This window comes from Streptomyces luteolifulvus (genome assembly GCF_008806595.1).
GTDB lineage: Bacteria > Actinomycetota > Actinomycetes > Streptomycetales > Streptomycetaceae > Streptomyces > Streptomyces luteolifulvus.
This window is the reverse complement of record NZ_VZRB01000072.1, coordinates 1-14,676: the sequence shown is the minus strand read 5'-3', so window position 1 is coordinate 14,676 and position 14,676 is coordinate 1. Positions and strand designations below refer to the sequence as shown.

The window sequence follows — 14,676 nt, the reverse complement described above, 5'->3', positions numbered from 1 at the left end:
GCGCCCATAGTTCGTCCGACACGATCCACGGCCGCGACTGTCTCTTCCCCACGACCACACCAACGAGCGGACAAGTCAACAGTCACATGATCAACCACTTCTGTTAGGACCTCTTACACCGTCTCCACAGGCAGACGCCGCCAGCCCGGCGGCCAGAATGTTGCGTGCCGCGTTCACGTCGCGGTCGTGCACGCTGCCGCAGTCACACGTCCACGCGCGGACGTTCAGCGGCAGCTTCCCGCGGACCGTGCCGCAGGCCCCGCACAGCTTGCTGGAGGGGAACCAGCGGTCGATCACGACGAGTTCGCGCCCGTACCAGGCGCACTTGTACTCCAGCATCGACCGCAGATCCGTCCACGACGCATCCGAGACGGCTCGCGCGAGCGTGCCGTTCTTCAGCAGGTTGCGGACGGCGAGGTCCTCGATCACGACCGTTTGGTTCTCACGGACCAGTCGAGTGGTCAGCTGGTGCAGGAAGTCGCGGCGCCGGTCGGCGATCCGCGCGTGGACCCCGGCGACGCGACGCCGGGCCTTCTCCCGGTTCGCCGAGCCCTTCGCCTTGCGCGACAGATCCCGCTGCGCGCGGGCCAGCCGGGCGCGGTCACGCCGCTCGTGCTTGGGGTTGGCGACCTTCTCCCCGGTGGACAGGGTCACCAGGCAGGTGATCCCGGCGTCCAGGCCGACGGCCGCATCGGTGGCGGGGGCCAGGGCGATGGTGTCCTGGCACAGCAGGGACACGAACCAGCGGCCCACACTGTCACGGGACACGGTCGCCGTGGTCGGCTCCGCGCCCTCGGGCAGGGGACGCGACCAGCGGACATCCAACGGATCGGTCATCTTGGCCAGCGTCAGTTTCCCGTCGCGCCACGTGAAGGCGCTGCGGGTGTACTCGGCCGACGCGCGGGACTTCTTCCGCGACTTGCACCGGGGGTATTTGGCCCTCTTGGCGAAGAAGTTGGCGAACGCCGTCTGAAGATGACGCAGCGCCTGCTGGAGCGGGACGGAGGACACCTCCGAGAGGAAGGCGAGTTCCCCGGTCTTCTTCCACTGCGTCAGCGCGGCGGACGACTGCACGTAGGAGATCCGTCGCCGTTCGCGGTACCAGGCTCGTGTGCGCTGCTCCAGCGCCTTGTTGTAGACGAGGCGGACGCAGCCGAACGTGCGGGACAGCTCAGCCGCCTGCTCGCCGGTGGGGTAGAAGCGGTACTTGAAAGCCCGCTTGACCTGCCGCGTCATGCCTCACTCTCTATCAGATTCCGTGTGAGCCAAGGGTGTCGGCCGGTGGACGGTGGACGCCGAATCGCCCTGACGGCGATTCGACTGTTCCTGCCCTGCTCCGCAGGAGCGTCGTTCCTCCCCGGCCTGAAGGCCGGGGTATCCACAAAGGAGAACCTTGATGAACCCGAACCGGAACACCAGTACGACAGCCGCCGAGTCAAGGCCGCCGCTGACGGCCGACCTCACCGGTGCCGAGTTGCTGCGCTGGTACTGGACGCTGGACGAACTCACCGCTCTCGCCCGCACGATGGGCGTCGCGCGGCACGGCGGCAAGGCAGCGCTCACCGCCCGCCTCGCCGCGGCGCTGGACGGCCTGCCGCTGCCGGTCGTCCCGGCCCGCCGTCGCCCGACGACCGCGCAGTTGGCCGAACCCGTCAACGGCGGCACCGTGATCCCGGCCGACCAGCGGTGCAGCCAGGTCCTGCGGAGGTACTTCGTCGAGGCGATCGGCCCCGGCTTCCACTTCGACGCCTTCATGCGCGACTTCATCGCTCACCATCCCGGCCGGACCCTGGCCGACGCGGTGGCCCATTGGCACGCCACCCGCCCGGACGCGGCCCGGCCCCGCGAGATCGAGGCGCAGTTCGAGTTCAACCGCTTCACCAGCACCTGGCACCGCCAGAACCCGGCCGGCACCCGCGCCCAGGCTCTCGAAGCCTGGTACGCCCACCGCGCACTCCCCAAACCCACCAGCGGGGCCTGACGGCACACGCTCGTCGGGCGAGGACGGATTCGAACCGTCACAGCCGAAGAGGCGAGGCGAGGCGAGGCGACGCCAACGTCGATCGTGTCCGGATTATTCGCACAGCTGGATCGCCGCCGACACCGATCTGCTGAAGCAATGCGAGGGCCTCAGCGATGTGCGGTTCACCGGTCGTTGCGGGCGAGTACGACCACGTCGTCGCCCATGCCGATGACGAGCTCCGGACCGGCGGCGGTCACGCACTGGGCCCGCGCCGGCAGTGCGACCTTCTCCCGGAGCCGGGCTGATGCAAGGTCCCAGACGTGGACCGTACCGCTGCTGTCCAAGGTGATGGCGTCCCTGCGGTCGTCCCCCGTGCTGCAGGCCACCGCGAGCACTCCTGACCGGTGCCCCGGAAGGGTGGCCCGCAGGGTGCCGTCCGTCAGATCCCATACCTGTACTGCGGTGTCGTTCCCACCCACGGTCAGCGCGTGCGGACGGCCGTCGAGGACAGTGCCGGCCAGTGCCCGTATCCATTGGTGCCCTGTGTGGACGGTGGCCGTGACGCGTCGGCCCTTCCCCGTGAGCCGCCACAGCCGCAGTGCGCCGTCGTCGCTCCCCGTGAGGAGGTGGGGGCGGCCGTCGATGCTGACGGGCTCCATGGCCCGCACTGCCGAACGGGTGCGGTCGGTGAGGAGCGGGTGATCGACGTCCTCGTCCAGGTCCCACAGGCGTACGGTGCGGTCCTGGTCGGAGGTGACCGCGTGGGGACGGCCGTTGACGTCGGCCCACGCCACGGTGTCCACCTTGTAGTCGTGTCCGGGGAGGGTGTGGAGTCCGGTGCCTTCGGCAAGGTCCCAGACCCTGGCGACGCCGCAGCAGCCTCCGACGGCGGCGTACGGGCGGCCGTCGACCGTTGTGCACGCCAGCGCCCCCACCTCGTGCTCGTGCTCGTGCCCGTGGTACAGGGTGCGCCGTTCCGTCCCGTCGGCCAGGTCCCAGACCCGTATCGTGGTGTCGCCGCCGGTGACGAGGTGCGGACGTCCGTCGATCTTCACCCTGCCCACGGCCTCCACGGTCCCGGTGTGGCCCTTGCGCGCTGCGGGCAGGACGGCGTCGCCCAGATCCCATACGCGCGGACTCGCGGAATGCCCGCCGCTCACGGCGTACGGACGCCCGTCGAACTCCGTGCAGGCCAGCACGTCCACATAGCCTTGGTGTCCGGTCAGGACGGCGCGCTCCGTGTCCTCGGTCAGGTCCCACACACGGATCGTGCGGTCACCGCCGGCGGTCAGCACGTGGGGGCGGCCGTCGAGGTCGACGCAGCTCACGGCGGAGATCCACGAGGTGTGCCCGCCCAGCACAGTGCGCTCCGAGCCGTCGGTCAGGCACCAGACCCGTGCCGTGCACTCCCCGCTGCTCCCGGTGATGGCGTGGGGGATGCCGTCGATCACCGTGCAGCCCACCGAGTAGACGGCGGAGGTGTGGCCGGTGAGTACGGCCCGCTCGACACCGTCCTCCAGGTCCCACAGCCTCACCGTGTTGTCATAGCCCCCGGTCACGGCCACGGGGCGGCCTGCGACCTCAGCGAACGCCACCGCTCGGATCTCGTCGGTGTGGCCGGGCATCCGTGCGCGTTCCGACCCGTCGACCAGGTCCCACAGGCGGACCAGGCAGTCCTCTCCCGCGGTGACCGCGTGGGGCCGGCCGTCGATCACCGTGCAGCCCACCGCGCGTATCCAGCCTTTGTGACCTCCGAGGGCGAACCGTTCGGCCCCGGTATCCAGATCCCACACCCGTAGGCCGCCGGAGCAGGTTCCGGTGACGACATGGGGCCGCCCGTCGATCTCGGCGCAGTCCAGTGCGTAGACACCGTCGTCCTCGGTGATGACAAGGCGTTCGGTGCCGTCCACCAGGTCCCACACGCGAACGTTCGAGTCGTAGCAGCCGGTCACAGCGTGAGGACGCCCGTCGATGACGGTGCACGCGGCGGCGTCCACGCCCCGTCCCGTCCGGGTGAAGCGCAGCGCGGGATGGACCATCGTGCCGGTCGCCCAGCGTGGCTGCCACGGACGGCCGCGAGACAGCTCCCGGGCGAGGCCGGTCTCACCGTGGCGCGCGGCGTCGACGGCGAGGATGTCCCGCCTCTCGGGCGGGCTCGCGGTGGCGTGGACGTGGAGGGAGGTCCGGTAGATGCTCCGCCGCACCCGCCCCTTGGCCGAGCCAGGGGTGTTGAGCGCGCGGAGCAGCCCGCGCGGCGCCGCGTGCACCAGGTACTCGGCGTCGTCCAGTACGTCGTCCAGGACACCCCCTGCGGCGGCATGGGCGGCGAGATGGTCGACGATGTACGGTGCGGCGGCCGACCAGTCGCGGTGCCCGTTGTCCCCGTCCTGGGGCACCTCGGCCAACAGCGCGCTCGTGATCGCCTGTTGCGTCTGCCGCTCGCCTGAACGATCTCCCCGGGTAGGCAGCCGATAGGCCGCACCAGCCGGTGTCTGCGTCTCCACCAGGCGTTCGCTCACCCGGTCCCGGAACGCGCGCACGTCCTGAACCGTCCACGGGCGACCCGACAGAGCGCGCGCGAGGACCACCCACAAGGCAAGGGGCAGACCTGCGCCTTCAGCGAACACCAACGGCCGCAACAGCGCGGCTTCGTCGTCGGAATCCAGCATCAGCCCTCCGGCCCCGCTGCTGTTCGCCATCGCCACACGCTCCTCGCAGCCCGTTCACGCCCCCGTTCCGTCCCGCGGCGCGGGCGGTGGGGTCACCAACCTGGCCACGGATGCTACAGACGGCCACTGACAGCGACGGCGGTGGCGTCCTGTGCGGCCACGTGGTTCCGATGCATCAAACCCTGGGTCTGCGGCCGTACTTGCGCGGTGCTATGGAGCCGCCGCCGGTCGCCCATCGACCACCCACCCGACCATTTCGAGCCCGTTTCTGCTACGAGGAGTCGCTTCCCACGAGCATGCGGAGCTCGAAGGCGGATCGGGCGGCCGGCTGGGGCCTCTCGCGTCCCATCACTGAACCCAGCCATCCGAGCAGGAAGGCCAGGGGGACCGAGACGATGCTCGGGTACTTCAGCGGGAAGACGGCGAAGTCCATGTCCGGGAACAGGGCCGCCGGAGTTCCGGAGACAGCGGGAGAGAGCACGGCCAGGGACACCGAGCAGATCAGGCCGCCGTAGATGCTCCACAGGGCTCCGGTGGTGGTGAAGCCCCGCCAGTACAGGCCGAACAGCAGGGCGGGCAGGATCGCCGAGGCCGCGACGGCGAACGCCAGTCCGGCGGCGAAGGAGACGTTGATGCGTGAAGCGAAGAGGGCGATGGCCGTCGCCGCCGTGCCGATCACGACCACCGATGCCCGGGCCACCAGAACCTCCTGGGACGCGGTGGCGCGCCCCTTCTTGATCACCGCGCCATAGATGTCGTGCGCCAGTGAGGTCGCGGCGGCGAGGGCGATGCCCGCCACAACGGCCAGGATGGTGGCGAACGCCACGCACGACATCACGGTGAGCAGCACCGAACCACCGAGCGAGCCTCCCAGCAGCAACGTGGCCGTGTTTCCTGAGGAGTTGCTGCTCATGACTGCTTGGGGGCCCAGCACGGCCGCCGAGCCGAATCCCAGTATTCCGGCGGTCACGCAGAAGACGCACGTCAATACGGCTGTCCACTGGACGGAACGCCGGGCAGAGCGCGCGTTGGGCACCGCGCGCAGGCGCAACAGGAGGTGGGGAAGGCCGGCTGCTCCGAGCACTGCTCCGAGCTGGAGGCTCAGCGCGTCCAGCTTGTCGGTGCCACCGCCTTGGGACCGTGCCCCGGGCGCGAGGAATGCCTCGCCGACTCCGCTGCGTTCGGCCGCGACACCCAGCAGGTGACTGGGGTTCCAGCCGAATTTCCCCAGCACCAGAAGCGCCAGGTACACGCTGGCCACCAGCAGGACAGCGGCCTTGAAGCACTGCACGAGTGTCGCGCCGTACATTCCGCTGATGACCACATAGATGATCATCAGGATGCCGAGGAACAGCATCAGGAAGTTCTGGGCGGCGACTCCGGAGATGCCGAGCAGAGGGGCGGCGATGGCACCGGCACCCACCAGCTGGGCCGTCAGGTAGAACAGCGATATCACCAGCGTGGCGAGGCCCATGGCCATGTGGACGGGGCGCGGTCGCAGATGCTGCGCCAGTACGTCGCCGACCGTGTAGTGCCCGGCGTTGTGGAACGGCTCGGCGATCAGCAGGAGGATCACGGCCCAGACGACGATGGGACCCAGCAGGTAGGGGATGCCGTCGAACCCGGCCAGGGCGATGACACCGGGGGTCCCCAGCAGCGTCGCGGCGGAGATGAAGTCGCCGAACAGGGCGATGCCGTTGCGGGCGGAGGACAGCCGACGACCGCTGACGAAGAAGCGGCGGGGTGTGTCCGATTGCGATGCGTCCAACAGGGAGATGAGTACGACGCCGACGACGAAGACCGCGAAGACGGTGATGACCAACGCGGTGTGGCTCGTCTGCGCGAGCATGGGAGAGGCGGTCACTTCTCCTCCCCGCGGTATCCGAGTGCTGCGCGCGATCTCTCGACGAGCGGATCCAGGGACGTGCGCGCGTAGCGTGCGTACCACCGGCAGACCGCGAGTGTGGTGCCGCACTGCAGCAGTGCCAGCCCCAGGCCGACGTTCAGATGACCGACGAGCCTGATGGCCATCACATCTGCCGCCATGCTCGCCAGGAGGGCATTGAGCAGGTACAGACCGATGACGGCGGCGGCGACGGGAAAGATCGTGGAGCGGCGCTCCGCACGCAGCTGCGCGAGGGACTCCATCACCTCCGGCGGGCTGCCCCACTGCTCAAGACCCTCGCGGAGGTCCTGGGGCATTTCGCGGGTATCCGGCGACGGTCGCCGGCCTGGCTCGTGGAACCCGTAACGCGGCTCATGGGGCCCGTACACGGCATCAACTCCTTGCTGCGAGCGGTGACGCGAGGCAGTGCTTGAGCCGGAATCGCCGACATCACAACCGAACGCCGTTCGGTTCGGGAGCTTAGAGTGGGGCACGAAGCCGGACAAGGCATCGACGCGAAGTAAGCGCACGGGAAGTCGAGGTGTCACCGCCCCGTGACCTTGGGCCGGCTTGCCCGCGGCTCAGCAACCCGCCTGCGTACGGATGGGGAACCCGCCGCCGGGTCGGCGGGCTGGGCGGATCAAGACCCCGTCGCGGATGACTTGGGTCCCGCCACGCGCGCGTGCAGGGCGTTGAGGCCGTCGAGGAACATCTCCAGGGCCAGTTCGAAGCTGTCCCGGTCGATGGTGTCCGCGTGGTCGCTCAGGCGGTGGGCATCGGTCAGATGTGCGTACCGCTCGATGTAGACCTGAACGTCGTCGTCGAACCCTCGCGCGAAGGAGCTCATCGCCGACCCGACGACCAGGTATTTCGTAGAAGCCCCGATCATCGTGGCGTAGCGCGGGGGCCAGCCGGCGCCGACGAGGCCGCCGTGCACGGTGTCCGCACGCCGCAGCGAAGCCTCGCGGCGGGCCGGGCCGTGAGCCAGGAACGGAACGATGTGCGGGTGCGCGGCGAGGGCCGCGCGGTACGAGCGGGCCCAGGACGCCAGGCCGTGCCGCCAGTCGCCGGTCTCGAAGCCGGAGACGTCCACACCCTCCATGATCGTGTTGGTGACCTCGTGGAGGACGTCGTCCTTGGTCTTGACGTGCTCATAGAGGGAGGACACCTGAACGCCGAGCTCCCCGGCAAGCTTGCGCATCGACAGCTCGGCGAGCCCGTCACGGTCCACGATGGCCAGCGCTGCGGCGCAGATGCCGGCCCGGCTGAGGATGGGCCTGCTCGGTCGTGCCACCGCTGCACCCCCTCATCGCTGCGCGCTCCGTCCTTCGCAGCGCCGTGACTCTCGATTACGGTACACGCTCTCCGATAACCGAACATCGTCCGGAAGGGGGAGATCCTTGCGGCCATGGCTTCACCAAGTTGCCGCACGTTGTCCCTCTGGGAGCCGTTTTTCGAGGGGTCGGTCTACATGTGGCTCGTCCTGCCGCGCAAAGGCGGTGTGTGCGTGGGGTGGGACAGGCAGCGCCCGCGTGCCTGTCCCACCCCACGCGTGCGCCAGGCGAACGTGCCGGCGACTCCGATCCCGCATCCGGACGCGACGAGCGTGGAGTGACCACGCCGCCGTGGCGGCACTGTTCTTCTCCTCGCGCTCGGTCAGAACCCGGAACAGCTTCTCGGCGCCGCGGCGGTCCAGTTCGCTGTTTCTCGTCAGCGGCCTCGCACCGCACCGCATGTGACAGCGGTGTACGGAACATGTCACAGGGCTCGTACCGCCGGGTGCCGCCGCTTCCCCCAGTTCCCCACCGGGTGGGATGTTGCCTGCCGGAGTGGCCCGCAGCGGGTCGCAGGGAGGGAACGGGGTGGACACCTTGACGCGCCAACAGCACCGCACCCGCAACGGTAGAACCGCCGGAAGCGCTCGGAGAGTTCGCAGGACCGGCGGGAAGGGCACAACGCCCCACCGGGCGGCGGTGACTGCTACGGCGTTCGCCATGGCCGTACCCCTGACCCTCGGCGCGGCAGGAGACGCGGGGGCGGCAGGGGACCGCCCGATCGTCTTCGCCCGCTACACCGCGGCAGCCTCCATCGAAGACCTCTACACCATCTCCTCCAGCGGCGGCACGCCCGTCAAGCTCACCCACACGTCCACTGTCAGCGACGTGATGCCCAGCTGGTCCCCGGACGGCAAGCGGGTGGCCTTCGTCCGCTATGGATCCGGTGGCGCCATCGACGGCATCTGGTCAATGAAGATCACGGGCGGCGATCTGAAGGCCGTCCCCGGCACCAAGGGCGCCTCCGACCCGGCGTGGTCCCCGGACGGCAAGCGGATCGCCTACTCCAAGCCCGTCGGCACCCAGCGCGAGATCTATGTGGCCGACATCGACGGCACCCCCGCCACCCGGCTCACCCACACCGCCGCGGACGACCTCCACCCGACCTGGTCCCCGGACGGCACGTACCTGGCGTTCAACCGCGCGGACGCGGGCGGACACAGCAGGCTGATGCGGATCAAGCTGTCCACCCTGGCCCAGAAGGCCATCACCGCGTCCGGCTCCCACGACTGGACGCCCGACTGGTCGCGCAACAACCGGATCGCCTTCAGCCGCGTGGACTCCTCGGGCTTCGCCCGCCTCTACCGCGTCCGCCCGGACGGCACCGGACTGCGCCGCATCACCTCGGCCCGCCTCAACGACAAGTACCCCTCCTGGTCCCCGGACGGCAGCCGCCTGGTCTTCACCCGAGGCGGTGCCGACGACGCGGACCCCGAACACCTCTACCTGGTACGGGCCGACGGCACCGGACTGACCCAGCTCACCAAGACCGACTCCCACGACATGCAAGCGGACTGGCGCCCCTGAGACGCCCGCCGGCGACAGGTTTCCTCCTCCCCCGCGCCCTTCGCACGCAAAACCACACCCGCTTGGGCGCTACGTCGCCCCCCCCTCAAACCCGGCTGAGAGCTGCACCGGGGGTGCGGACGCGAATCCGGGCTGGGGCCGCAGGCTGGCGGGGCGAGGACGATGGGCGAGCCGGTGAGTCCGTACGGCACAGTGGAGGAGACCCCGGACGGACTCTGGTCGTCTGTGGCAGCCGCAGGCCCCCGCCTGCGGCTGCTGCCGCGTTGCGTCTCCCACTCGCAGCCGGCCAACACCGACTCGTCACCCGTTGTGCGCCCCTCCTTGCCGGGGCGGCGGAAGAGGCCCGTCATGTTCGGGGCTTCCGCCACGGGCTCGTGCCGCCTGCCCGTCGACGGAGGACCAGGTGCGGCTTGGGCCACTGGGGTGGTCCCGTGCGCGACGCGCCGGGCCCGGTCAGCAGACGACCGCGAGTGATCGACTTCGACGGCATGATGTGCGTGCCGCTCACGCGGCCAGCCTTTCCGGGCCGCCGTGCGCGCCGGATCGTGACGTGCCATGGGCGACTGCCGGGCAGGCTCCCCCCACGCAACACAAGGGACCTCCATATGGGCTCACGTTTCAGACGCGGCTTGGCGATCACCGCACTCACCACCCTCACCGGCACGTTGTGTTCCGCGATGCCGGCCCAGGCGGCGCTTCCCTCCCCGCAAGCGCATGCGTACGTCGTGTCGGCAGACGCAATCGGCTCGATCGTCGCGGTGGCACCCGTACCGGTCTCGGACTATCCGCCCGGCGGGACGACGACTCAAGTGGGCGTCAACGCGGGGCCGTTTCTCTCCAGCTCCACCCTGACCGCGATCACCGACGGGGATCCGGCAGCGGGCACGTCGAGTGCCTCCGCCACCGTGCAGAGCCTCGCCGTCAATCTGGGCCCGATCGGCTCCCTGAGCCTCACCGGTGTGCGCTCCAACTGCAGCGCGACCTCAGCCGGTGCGACGGGCTCGGGCGTGATCGCCGCGGGCAGCGCCACGGTCGACGACCTGCCGCCGGTTGCTCTGCAGGCCAACGCAGCCCCCAACACCGTCGTGAACCTGGCGGGCCTCGGCACACTCACACTCAATGAGCAGACCACGGACGCGGACGGTGTCCTCACGGTCAACGCCCTGCATCTGGTGCTGCTCCCCCAGTTCGACGCAGCCGACGTCATCGTCGGCCATGCGGAGTGCGGAGGTGCCGCCCCGGCGCCCACGGTCACCAAGACGGCCCAGGAGGACTCCTTCGTCCAGGGCCAGACGCTCCACTACACGTTCACCGTGCGCAACAACGGCACGGAGCCCCTGACCAACCTTCAGGTGACGGACAACGGCCCCGGCTCACCGACGGTCACCTGCCCCGCCGGGCCGCTGGTCCCCGGCGCCACGGTGGAGTGCACCGCGAGTTACACCGCGACCGCCGCCGATGTGGAAGCGGGACGGATCACGGACACCGGCACGGTGACGGCCACGCTCCCCGACGGCGGGACCGTGACCGCCACGAGCCCGGAGCTGGTCGTCCCGCTTCGAGCGCTGTTCCTGGTGAAAAGGGCAACCGACGCGGACTTCCAGGCACCCGGTGAGACGGTCCACTACACCTACACCGTCACCAACACCGGGCAGGCCCAGCTCAACGACGTGACCGTCACCGACCTGACGCCCGGCGTCGATGTCTCCGGCTGCGGCACCGACCAGCTGTCGCCCGGCGAGAGCACCACCTGCCAAGCCACGTACGTCACGACGGCGGCAGACGTCGAGGTGGGAAGAGTCACCGACCAGGGACAGGTCAGCGCCACCACCCCGGGCGGGGCGACGGTGACGACGACCAGCAACACGGTGACCACACCGCTCGCGGCGCTGACAGTGGTCAAGGCCGCCGAGCAGGCCCAGTTCACCGGCGCCGGGCAGGCGCTTTACTACACCTACACGGTGACCAACAACGGCACGCAGAACCTGACGGACATCAGCGTGCAGGACAACGGCCCGGGCTCGCCGACCGTCACCTGCCCCGACACGACGCTGGCGCCCGGCGAATCGGTGCAGTGTACGGCCGACTACACCACGACCGCCGCCGACGTCGCCCGGGGACAGGTCGTCAACGAAGCGACGGTGTCCGGCCGCACCCCCTCCGGCACCGTCCTCAGCGCCGAGAGCAACGGCGTCACCGTCCCCCTGGCCGGCCTCAAGGCCGTACTGGAGGCCGAGGAGACCGTGTTCACCGGCGCAGGGCAGCGTCTGCACCTCAGCCTCCGGCTGACCAACACCGGCGGACAGCCCCTCAGCTCGATCGAGGCGGCCATCGACGACGTGCGCTGCCCCAGGACCACGCTGGCACCCGGCGAGTCGATGACCTGCACCGCGACCTACACCACCACCGCCGCCGACGTCAGGGCCGGGAGGATCACCTTCGTCGCACAGGCCACAGGCACTGCCCCCGACGGCACCATCGTGAGCGTCACCAGCAACAGGGTGACGATCTTCCGGTACCCGCCGTGCGACACACAGACCCGCGGCAATGAATGCAAGGACCCCAACGGCCCAGGCAAGCCCAGTAAGCCCGGCGAGCCTGGAAAGCCGGGCAAGCCCGGAAAGCCCGGGAAGAAGCCCAGCAAACCCAGCAAGAACAACGGACAGTAGTCCCCGACAGGAAGAGCGCGCCGACGGCGACATCGAGGAGATGGCCCTCTTCCCGTGGCGCGGCTCGGCCCCGACGGAGTTCCCTTCCGTCGGGGCCGAGTCACCTTGGAGCCGGCGTACCGGTGAGCGCGTACCGTGCTCAGGAGAAGATCAAGCGGAAGATCATGGGGAGCACTTTCTTGACAATCTCTCCCACCGTGTCGGTCGCGATGCGGGCCGGGTTGACGCCGTCACAGCTGGTCTGGCCGTCCTTCAACTGCGAGGACGCCTGGTTGCTGCCGCTCGGGTCGCAGTACGAATCCGAGAAGCACGTCGTCCCCGTCAGATGGAACGACCTGTTGATGTGATCGCCACCGAAGGTCGAGTTACCGGTCAGCTGGTCGTTCGAACTACCGGCGTAGGAGCCCGCGTCACCGTCCCAGAAGGCGTACTGGCCCACAGCCAGCCGATGTACCTGCCTGCGCTGCGCAGCTCGACGTTCCCTTGAAGTGCTCTCACTCGTAAACGAGGGAGATTCCTGCCTACCTTGCGGTGGCGGGCTTGACGCCACGGGGACGCCTGACGACTGCCCTCCCGGCAGCCGGGGTGAGCGCGTGGCCCATCCGGTACAGGTGCAAGACGTTCCGGGCTGCGTTCCAGTCTGCGTTGCAGGACAATCGGCACTCGGGGTTCTTGCAAACGAACGTGGCCTGGTCCTCCCTGCTGCCCGGTGTGGTGATACCACATGCTGAGCAGCGCAGGGAGGTGCCGGGGGCGGGAACCTTGTGCAGGGCGCCGCCGTGACGGGCGGTCTTGTACGTCAGCATCGTCACGGTGCGGCCCCATGCCTCCTGGCTGATGGCGCGGTTCAGGCCGGACTTCTGGGCGACGTTCCTGCCGGGTTCCTCGGTGGTGCCCTTGGCGGACTTGACCATGCTCTTGATGTTGAGCTGTTCGACCACGATAGTGCCGTACTGCATGGCAATGCTGGTGGTGGTCTTGTGCTGCCAGTCAACGGCGCGGCGCGTGGCTTTTGCGCGGAGCTGCTTGATCTGGTCGTAGGTGTGCCGCAAGCGGCGGGAGGTCTTCTCCCCGCACTGGCGGTGCTGCTTGCGCTGGGCAGCACGTCGTTCAAGGCCCAGCAGCTTGGCCTTCTCCTGCGGGTTCAGCCACTTGTCGCGGTCGGCCTTCCCGTTGGGGAGACGGGGCGGGCGGCCATGGTCGCGGTGGTTGCCGTCCGAGAGGGCCAGGGGCAGGTTCACCCCGGCGTCGATGCCAACGTGCGGGCCGGGGTGTGGCTCCGGCTTGGCCTGGAGGGCCTGGACGCGGAAGGCGATGTGCCAGCCGAGAGCGTCCTTGACCAGCCGGGCCCCGGTGACACGGTTACCGGTGGTGGCGTGCTTGGCCACCGGGAGGTCCTTCGTCCAGCGGAAGCGGACGCGGCCGATCTTGGGGATGTTGACCATGCCCCAGCGGCGGTGCACACGGGTGATGTTCAGGTCCCGGCCCTGCGGGATGTCCACGGACATCACTGTGCGGATGCGGGCCTTGAAGTTCGGGGCGTCGGCGCGGCCGTCCCAGCGGTTTCGCCAGGCCTGGAAGTACGTCTTCAGCACTGCCTGCGCGGCCTGGGCGGGGAGCACGCCGAGCCAGTCGATCTCCTTGCGGGCCTGACGGATCGCGGCGTCGGCCGCGGCCAGGGAACGCTTGTCTTTGGGGAGCATCGACCACCAGTCGTGCAGGCAGTTCCACATGGTGCGGGCCGCATGGGCCTGGTCGTCCATGAGCCGGATCTGCGCAGGTGTCAGCGCCAGCCGGGCGCGGTGCCCGAACTGCCGCTTCTCCTGAACGCGTTCCGTACTCACCCGATCACTCTATCTACAACTTGCACGTCCACATGCTGTTCGTCACCAAGTACCGGTGAAACGCGTTCACGGGCGAGATGCTGACCAGGTGCGAGGAGATCATGCGAGAGGTCTGCCAGGACTTCGAGGCCGAGCTGAACAGTTCAACGGCGAAGAGGACCACGTCCACCTGCTGGTGCACTACCCGCCCAAGGTCCAGCTCGCCAGGCTGGTCAATTCCCTGAACGGCGTCTCCTCCTGGTACCTGCGCAATGAGAACGACGCGCATGTCCGCCCGTAACGCAGCTGCCCCGCACGGTGCTTCAGCGGCGCTGCGTCATAAGACCGGCTCCATGAACGGGCCGGTCGGTGCGGTCGACATCCCCAGTCTTCGCCTGGCCGTCGATCACCGGGTACCGGGAAATTACGCACCGGCTTACCCTGCCTTGGACATACGCACGGCCTGCCTGTGCTGTGCGCAGGGGGGAGTCCAACGAGGGTCGAACCTCCGGGACTTGAAAGGATCAGGGCGTCGGGGCTCACCGCGGGGGAACCGGAAGACGCGCGAATTGTGCGCTGTTCGTGTCCTCCTCCGCCGAGAGCGCCTTGTTGCGGCGCATGGAGGAGAGGAGGGACGCCGCGATGAGGAGCACTCCGGCCAGGCCGGTGATGATCTCGCTGATCTGGTGCTGGATGGTGATCAGCAGGATCGCGGCGAGGGCGCCGATGGCGTAGTGGGCGCCGTGCTCGAGGTAGACGTAGTCGTCGAGGGTGCCCTGGCGGACCAGGTGGACGGTGAGGGAGCG

The 14,676-nt window shown here is 69.1% G+C and carries 10 protein-coding genes and 3 pseudogenes; 4 read left to right on the top strand and 9 right to left on the bottom strand.

Annotation, left to right across the window (positions count from 1 at the left end):
• Positions 1 to 96: 96 nt before the first annotated feature.
• A pseudogene (locus F7R91_RS41060) lies at positions 97 to 1,236 on the bottom strand (RNA-guided endonuclease InsQ/TnpB family protein); the annotation flags it as partial.
• A gap of 160 nt (positions 1,237 to 1,396) precedes the next feature.
• On the opposite strand from F7R91_RS41060, the gene F7R91_RS41055 reads away from it, so the two are divergent.
• On the top strand, positions 1,397 to 1,981 hold the full coding sequence (locus F7R91_RS41055) for a DUF6434 domain-containing protein (RefSeq protein WP_150958888.1): 585 nt from the start codon (positions 1,397 to 1,399) through the stop codon (positions 1,979 to 1,981).
• Positions 1,982 to 2,145: 164 nt separating this feature from the next.
• Here F7R91_RS41055 and F7R91_RS41050 read toward each other — a convergent pair whose 3' ends face one another.
• From F7R91_RS41050 to F7R91_RS43600, 5 genes and pseudogenes are all read right to left on the bottom strand, one after another.
• On the bottom strand, positions 2,146 to 4,662 hold the full coding sequence (locus tag F7R91_RS41050) for a WD40 repeat domain-containing protein (RefSeq protein ID WP_150958886.1): 2,517 nt from the start codon (positions 4,660 to 4,662) through the stop codon (positions 2,146 to 2,148).
• Positions 4,663 to 4,903: 241 nt separating this feature from the next.
• A complete protein-coding gene (locus F7R91_RS41045) occupies positions 4,904 to 6,496 on the bottom strand; it encodes a solute symporter family protein (RefSeq protein WP_225321120.1) in 1,593 nt (530 codons plus the stop codon).
• Positions 6,493 to 6,834 (bottom strand): DUF485 domain-containing protein, encoded by a 342-nt coding sequence (locus F7R91_RS41040; RefSeq protein WP_150958884.1) that lies wholly within the window; start codon positions 6,832 to 6,834, stop codon positions 6,493 to 6,495. Before F7R91_RS41040 ends, F7R91_RS41045 begins: the two co-directional genes overlap by 4 nt.
• A 323-nt stretch (positions 6,835 to 7,157) precedes the next feature.
• Complete coding sequence (locus F7R91_RS41035) at positions 7,158 to 7,811, bottom strand: TetR/AcrR family transcriptional regulator (RefSeq protein ID WP_150958882.1); 654 nt, start codon at positions 7,809 to 7,811, stop codon at positions 7,158 to 7,160.
• A 324-nt stretch (positions 7,812 to 8,135) separates the two neighbouring features.
• Positions 8,136 to 8,216: pseudogene (locus tag F7R91_RS43600) on the bottom strand (IS21-like element helper ATPase IstB); the annotation flags it as partial.
• 295 nt (positions 8,217 to 8,511) lie between these two features.
• Between F7R91_RS43600 and F7R91_RS41025 the strand changes: the two are divergent.
• Complete coding sequence (locus tag F7R91_RS41025; RefSeq protein ID WP_191971887.1) at positions 8,512 to 9,378, top strand: PD40 domain-containing protein; 867 nt, start codon at positions 8,512 to 8,514, stop codon at positions 9,376 to 9,378.
• Between the two features lie 488 nt (positions 9,379 to 9,866).
• On the top strand, positions 9,867 to 12,047 hold the full coding sequence (locus F7R91_RS41020) for a choice-of-anchor P family protein (RefSeq protein WP_331000738.1): 2,181 nt from the start codon (positions 9,867 to 9,869) through the stop codon (positions 12,045 to 12,047).
• A 139-nt stretch (positions 12,048 to 12,186) separates the two neighbouring features.
• On the opposite strand, the gene F7R91_RS41015 is transcribed toward F7R91_RS41020, so the two are convergent.
• Together F7R91_RS41015 and F7R91_RS41010 are read right to left on the bottom strand one after the other, a co-directional pair.
• A complete protein-coding gene (locus F7R91_RS41015) occupies positions 12,187 to 12,486 on the bottom strand; it encodes a hypothetical protein (protein WP_150958876.1) in 300 nt (99 codons plus the stop codon).
• Between the two features lie 82 nt (positions 12,487 to 12,568).
• Positions 12,569 to 13,891, bottom strand: coding sequence for an RNA-guided endonuclease InsQ/TnpB family protein (locus F7R91_RS41010; protein ID WP_191971885.1), 1,323 nt, complete (start codon positions 13,889 to 13,891; stop codon positions 12,569 to 12,571).
• A gap of 32 nt (positions 13,892 to 13,923) precedes the next feature.
• Here F7R91_RS41010 and tnpA point away from each other — a divergent pair.
• Positions 13,924 to 14,147, top strand: a pseudogene (gene tnpA / locus F7R91_RS41005) (IS200/IS605 family transposase); the annotation flags it as partial.
• 262 nt (positions 14,148 to 14,409) lie between these two features.
• Here tnpA and F7R91_RS41000 read toward each other — a convergent pair.
• On the bottom strand, positions 14,410 to 14,676 hold a 267-nt coding region (locus F7R91_RS41000), incomplete at its 5' end, for a DUF475 domain-containing protein (protein ID WP_150958872.1).

Bases quoted from the DNA above. Each gene is read 5' to 3' on its own strand.
- F7R91_RS41055 (WP_150958888.1), top strand. From the start codon at position 1,397: ATGAACCCGAACCGGAACACCAGTACGACAGCCGCCGAGTCAAGGCCG.
- F7R91_RS41050 (WP_150958886.1), bottom strand. From the start codon at position 4,662: ATGGCGAACAGCAGCGGGGCCGGAGGGCTGATGCTGGATTCCGACGAC.
- F7R91_RS41040 (WP_150958884.1), bottom strand. From the start codon at position 6,834: ATGCCCCAGGACCTCCGCGAGGGTCTTGAGCAGTGGGGCAGCCCGCCG.
- F7R91_RS41025 (WP_191971887.1), top strand. From the start codon at position 8,512: ATGGCCGTACCCCTGACCCTCGGCGCGGCAGGAGACGCGGGGGCGGCA.
- F7R91_RS41020 (WP_331000738.1), top strand. From the start codon at position 9,867: ATGATGTGCGTGCCGCTCACGCGGCCAGCCTTTCCGGGCCGCCGTGCG.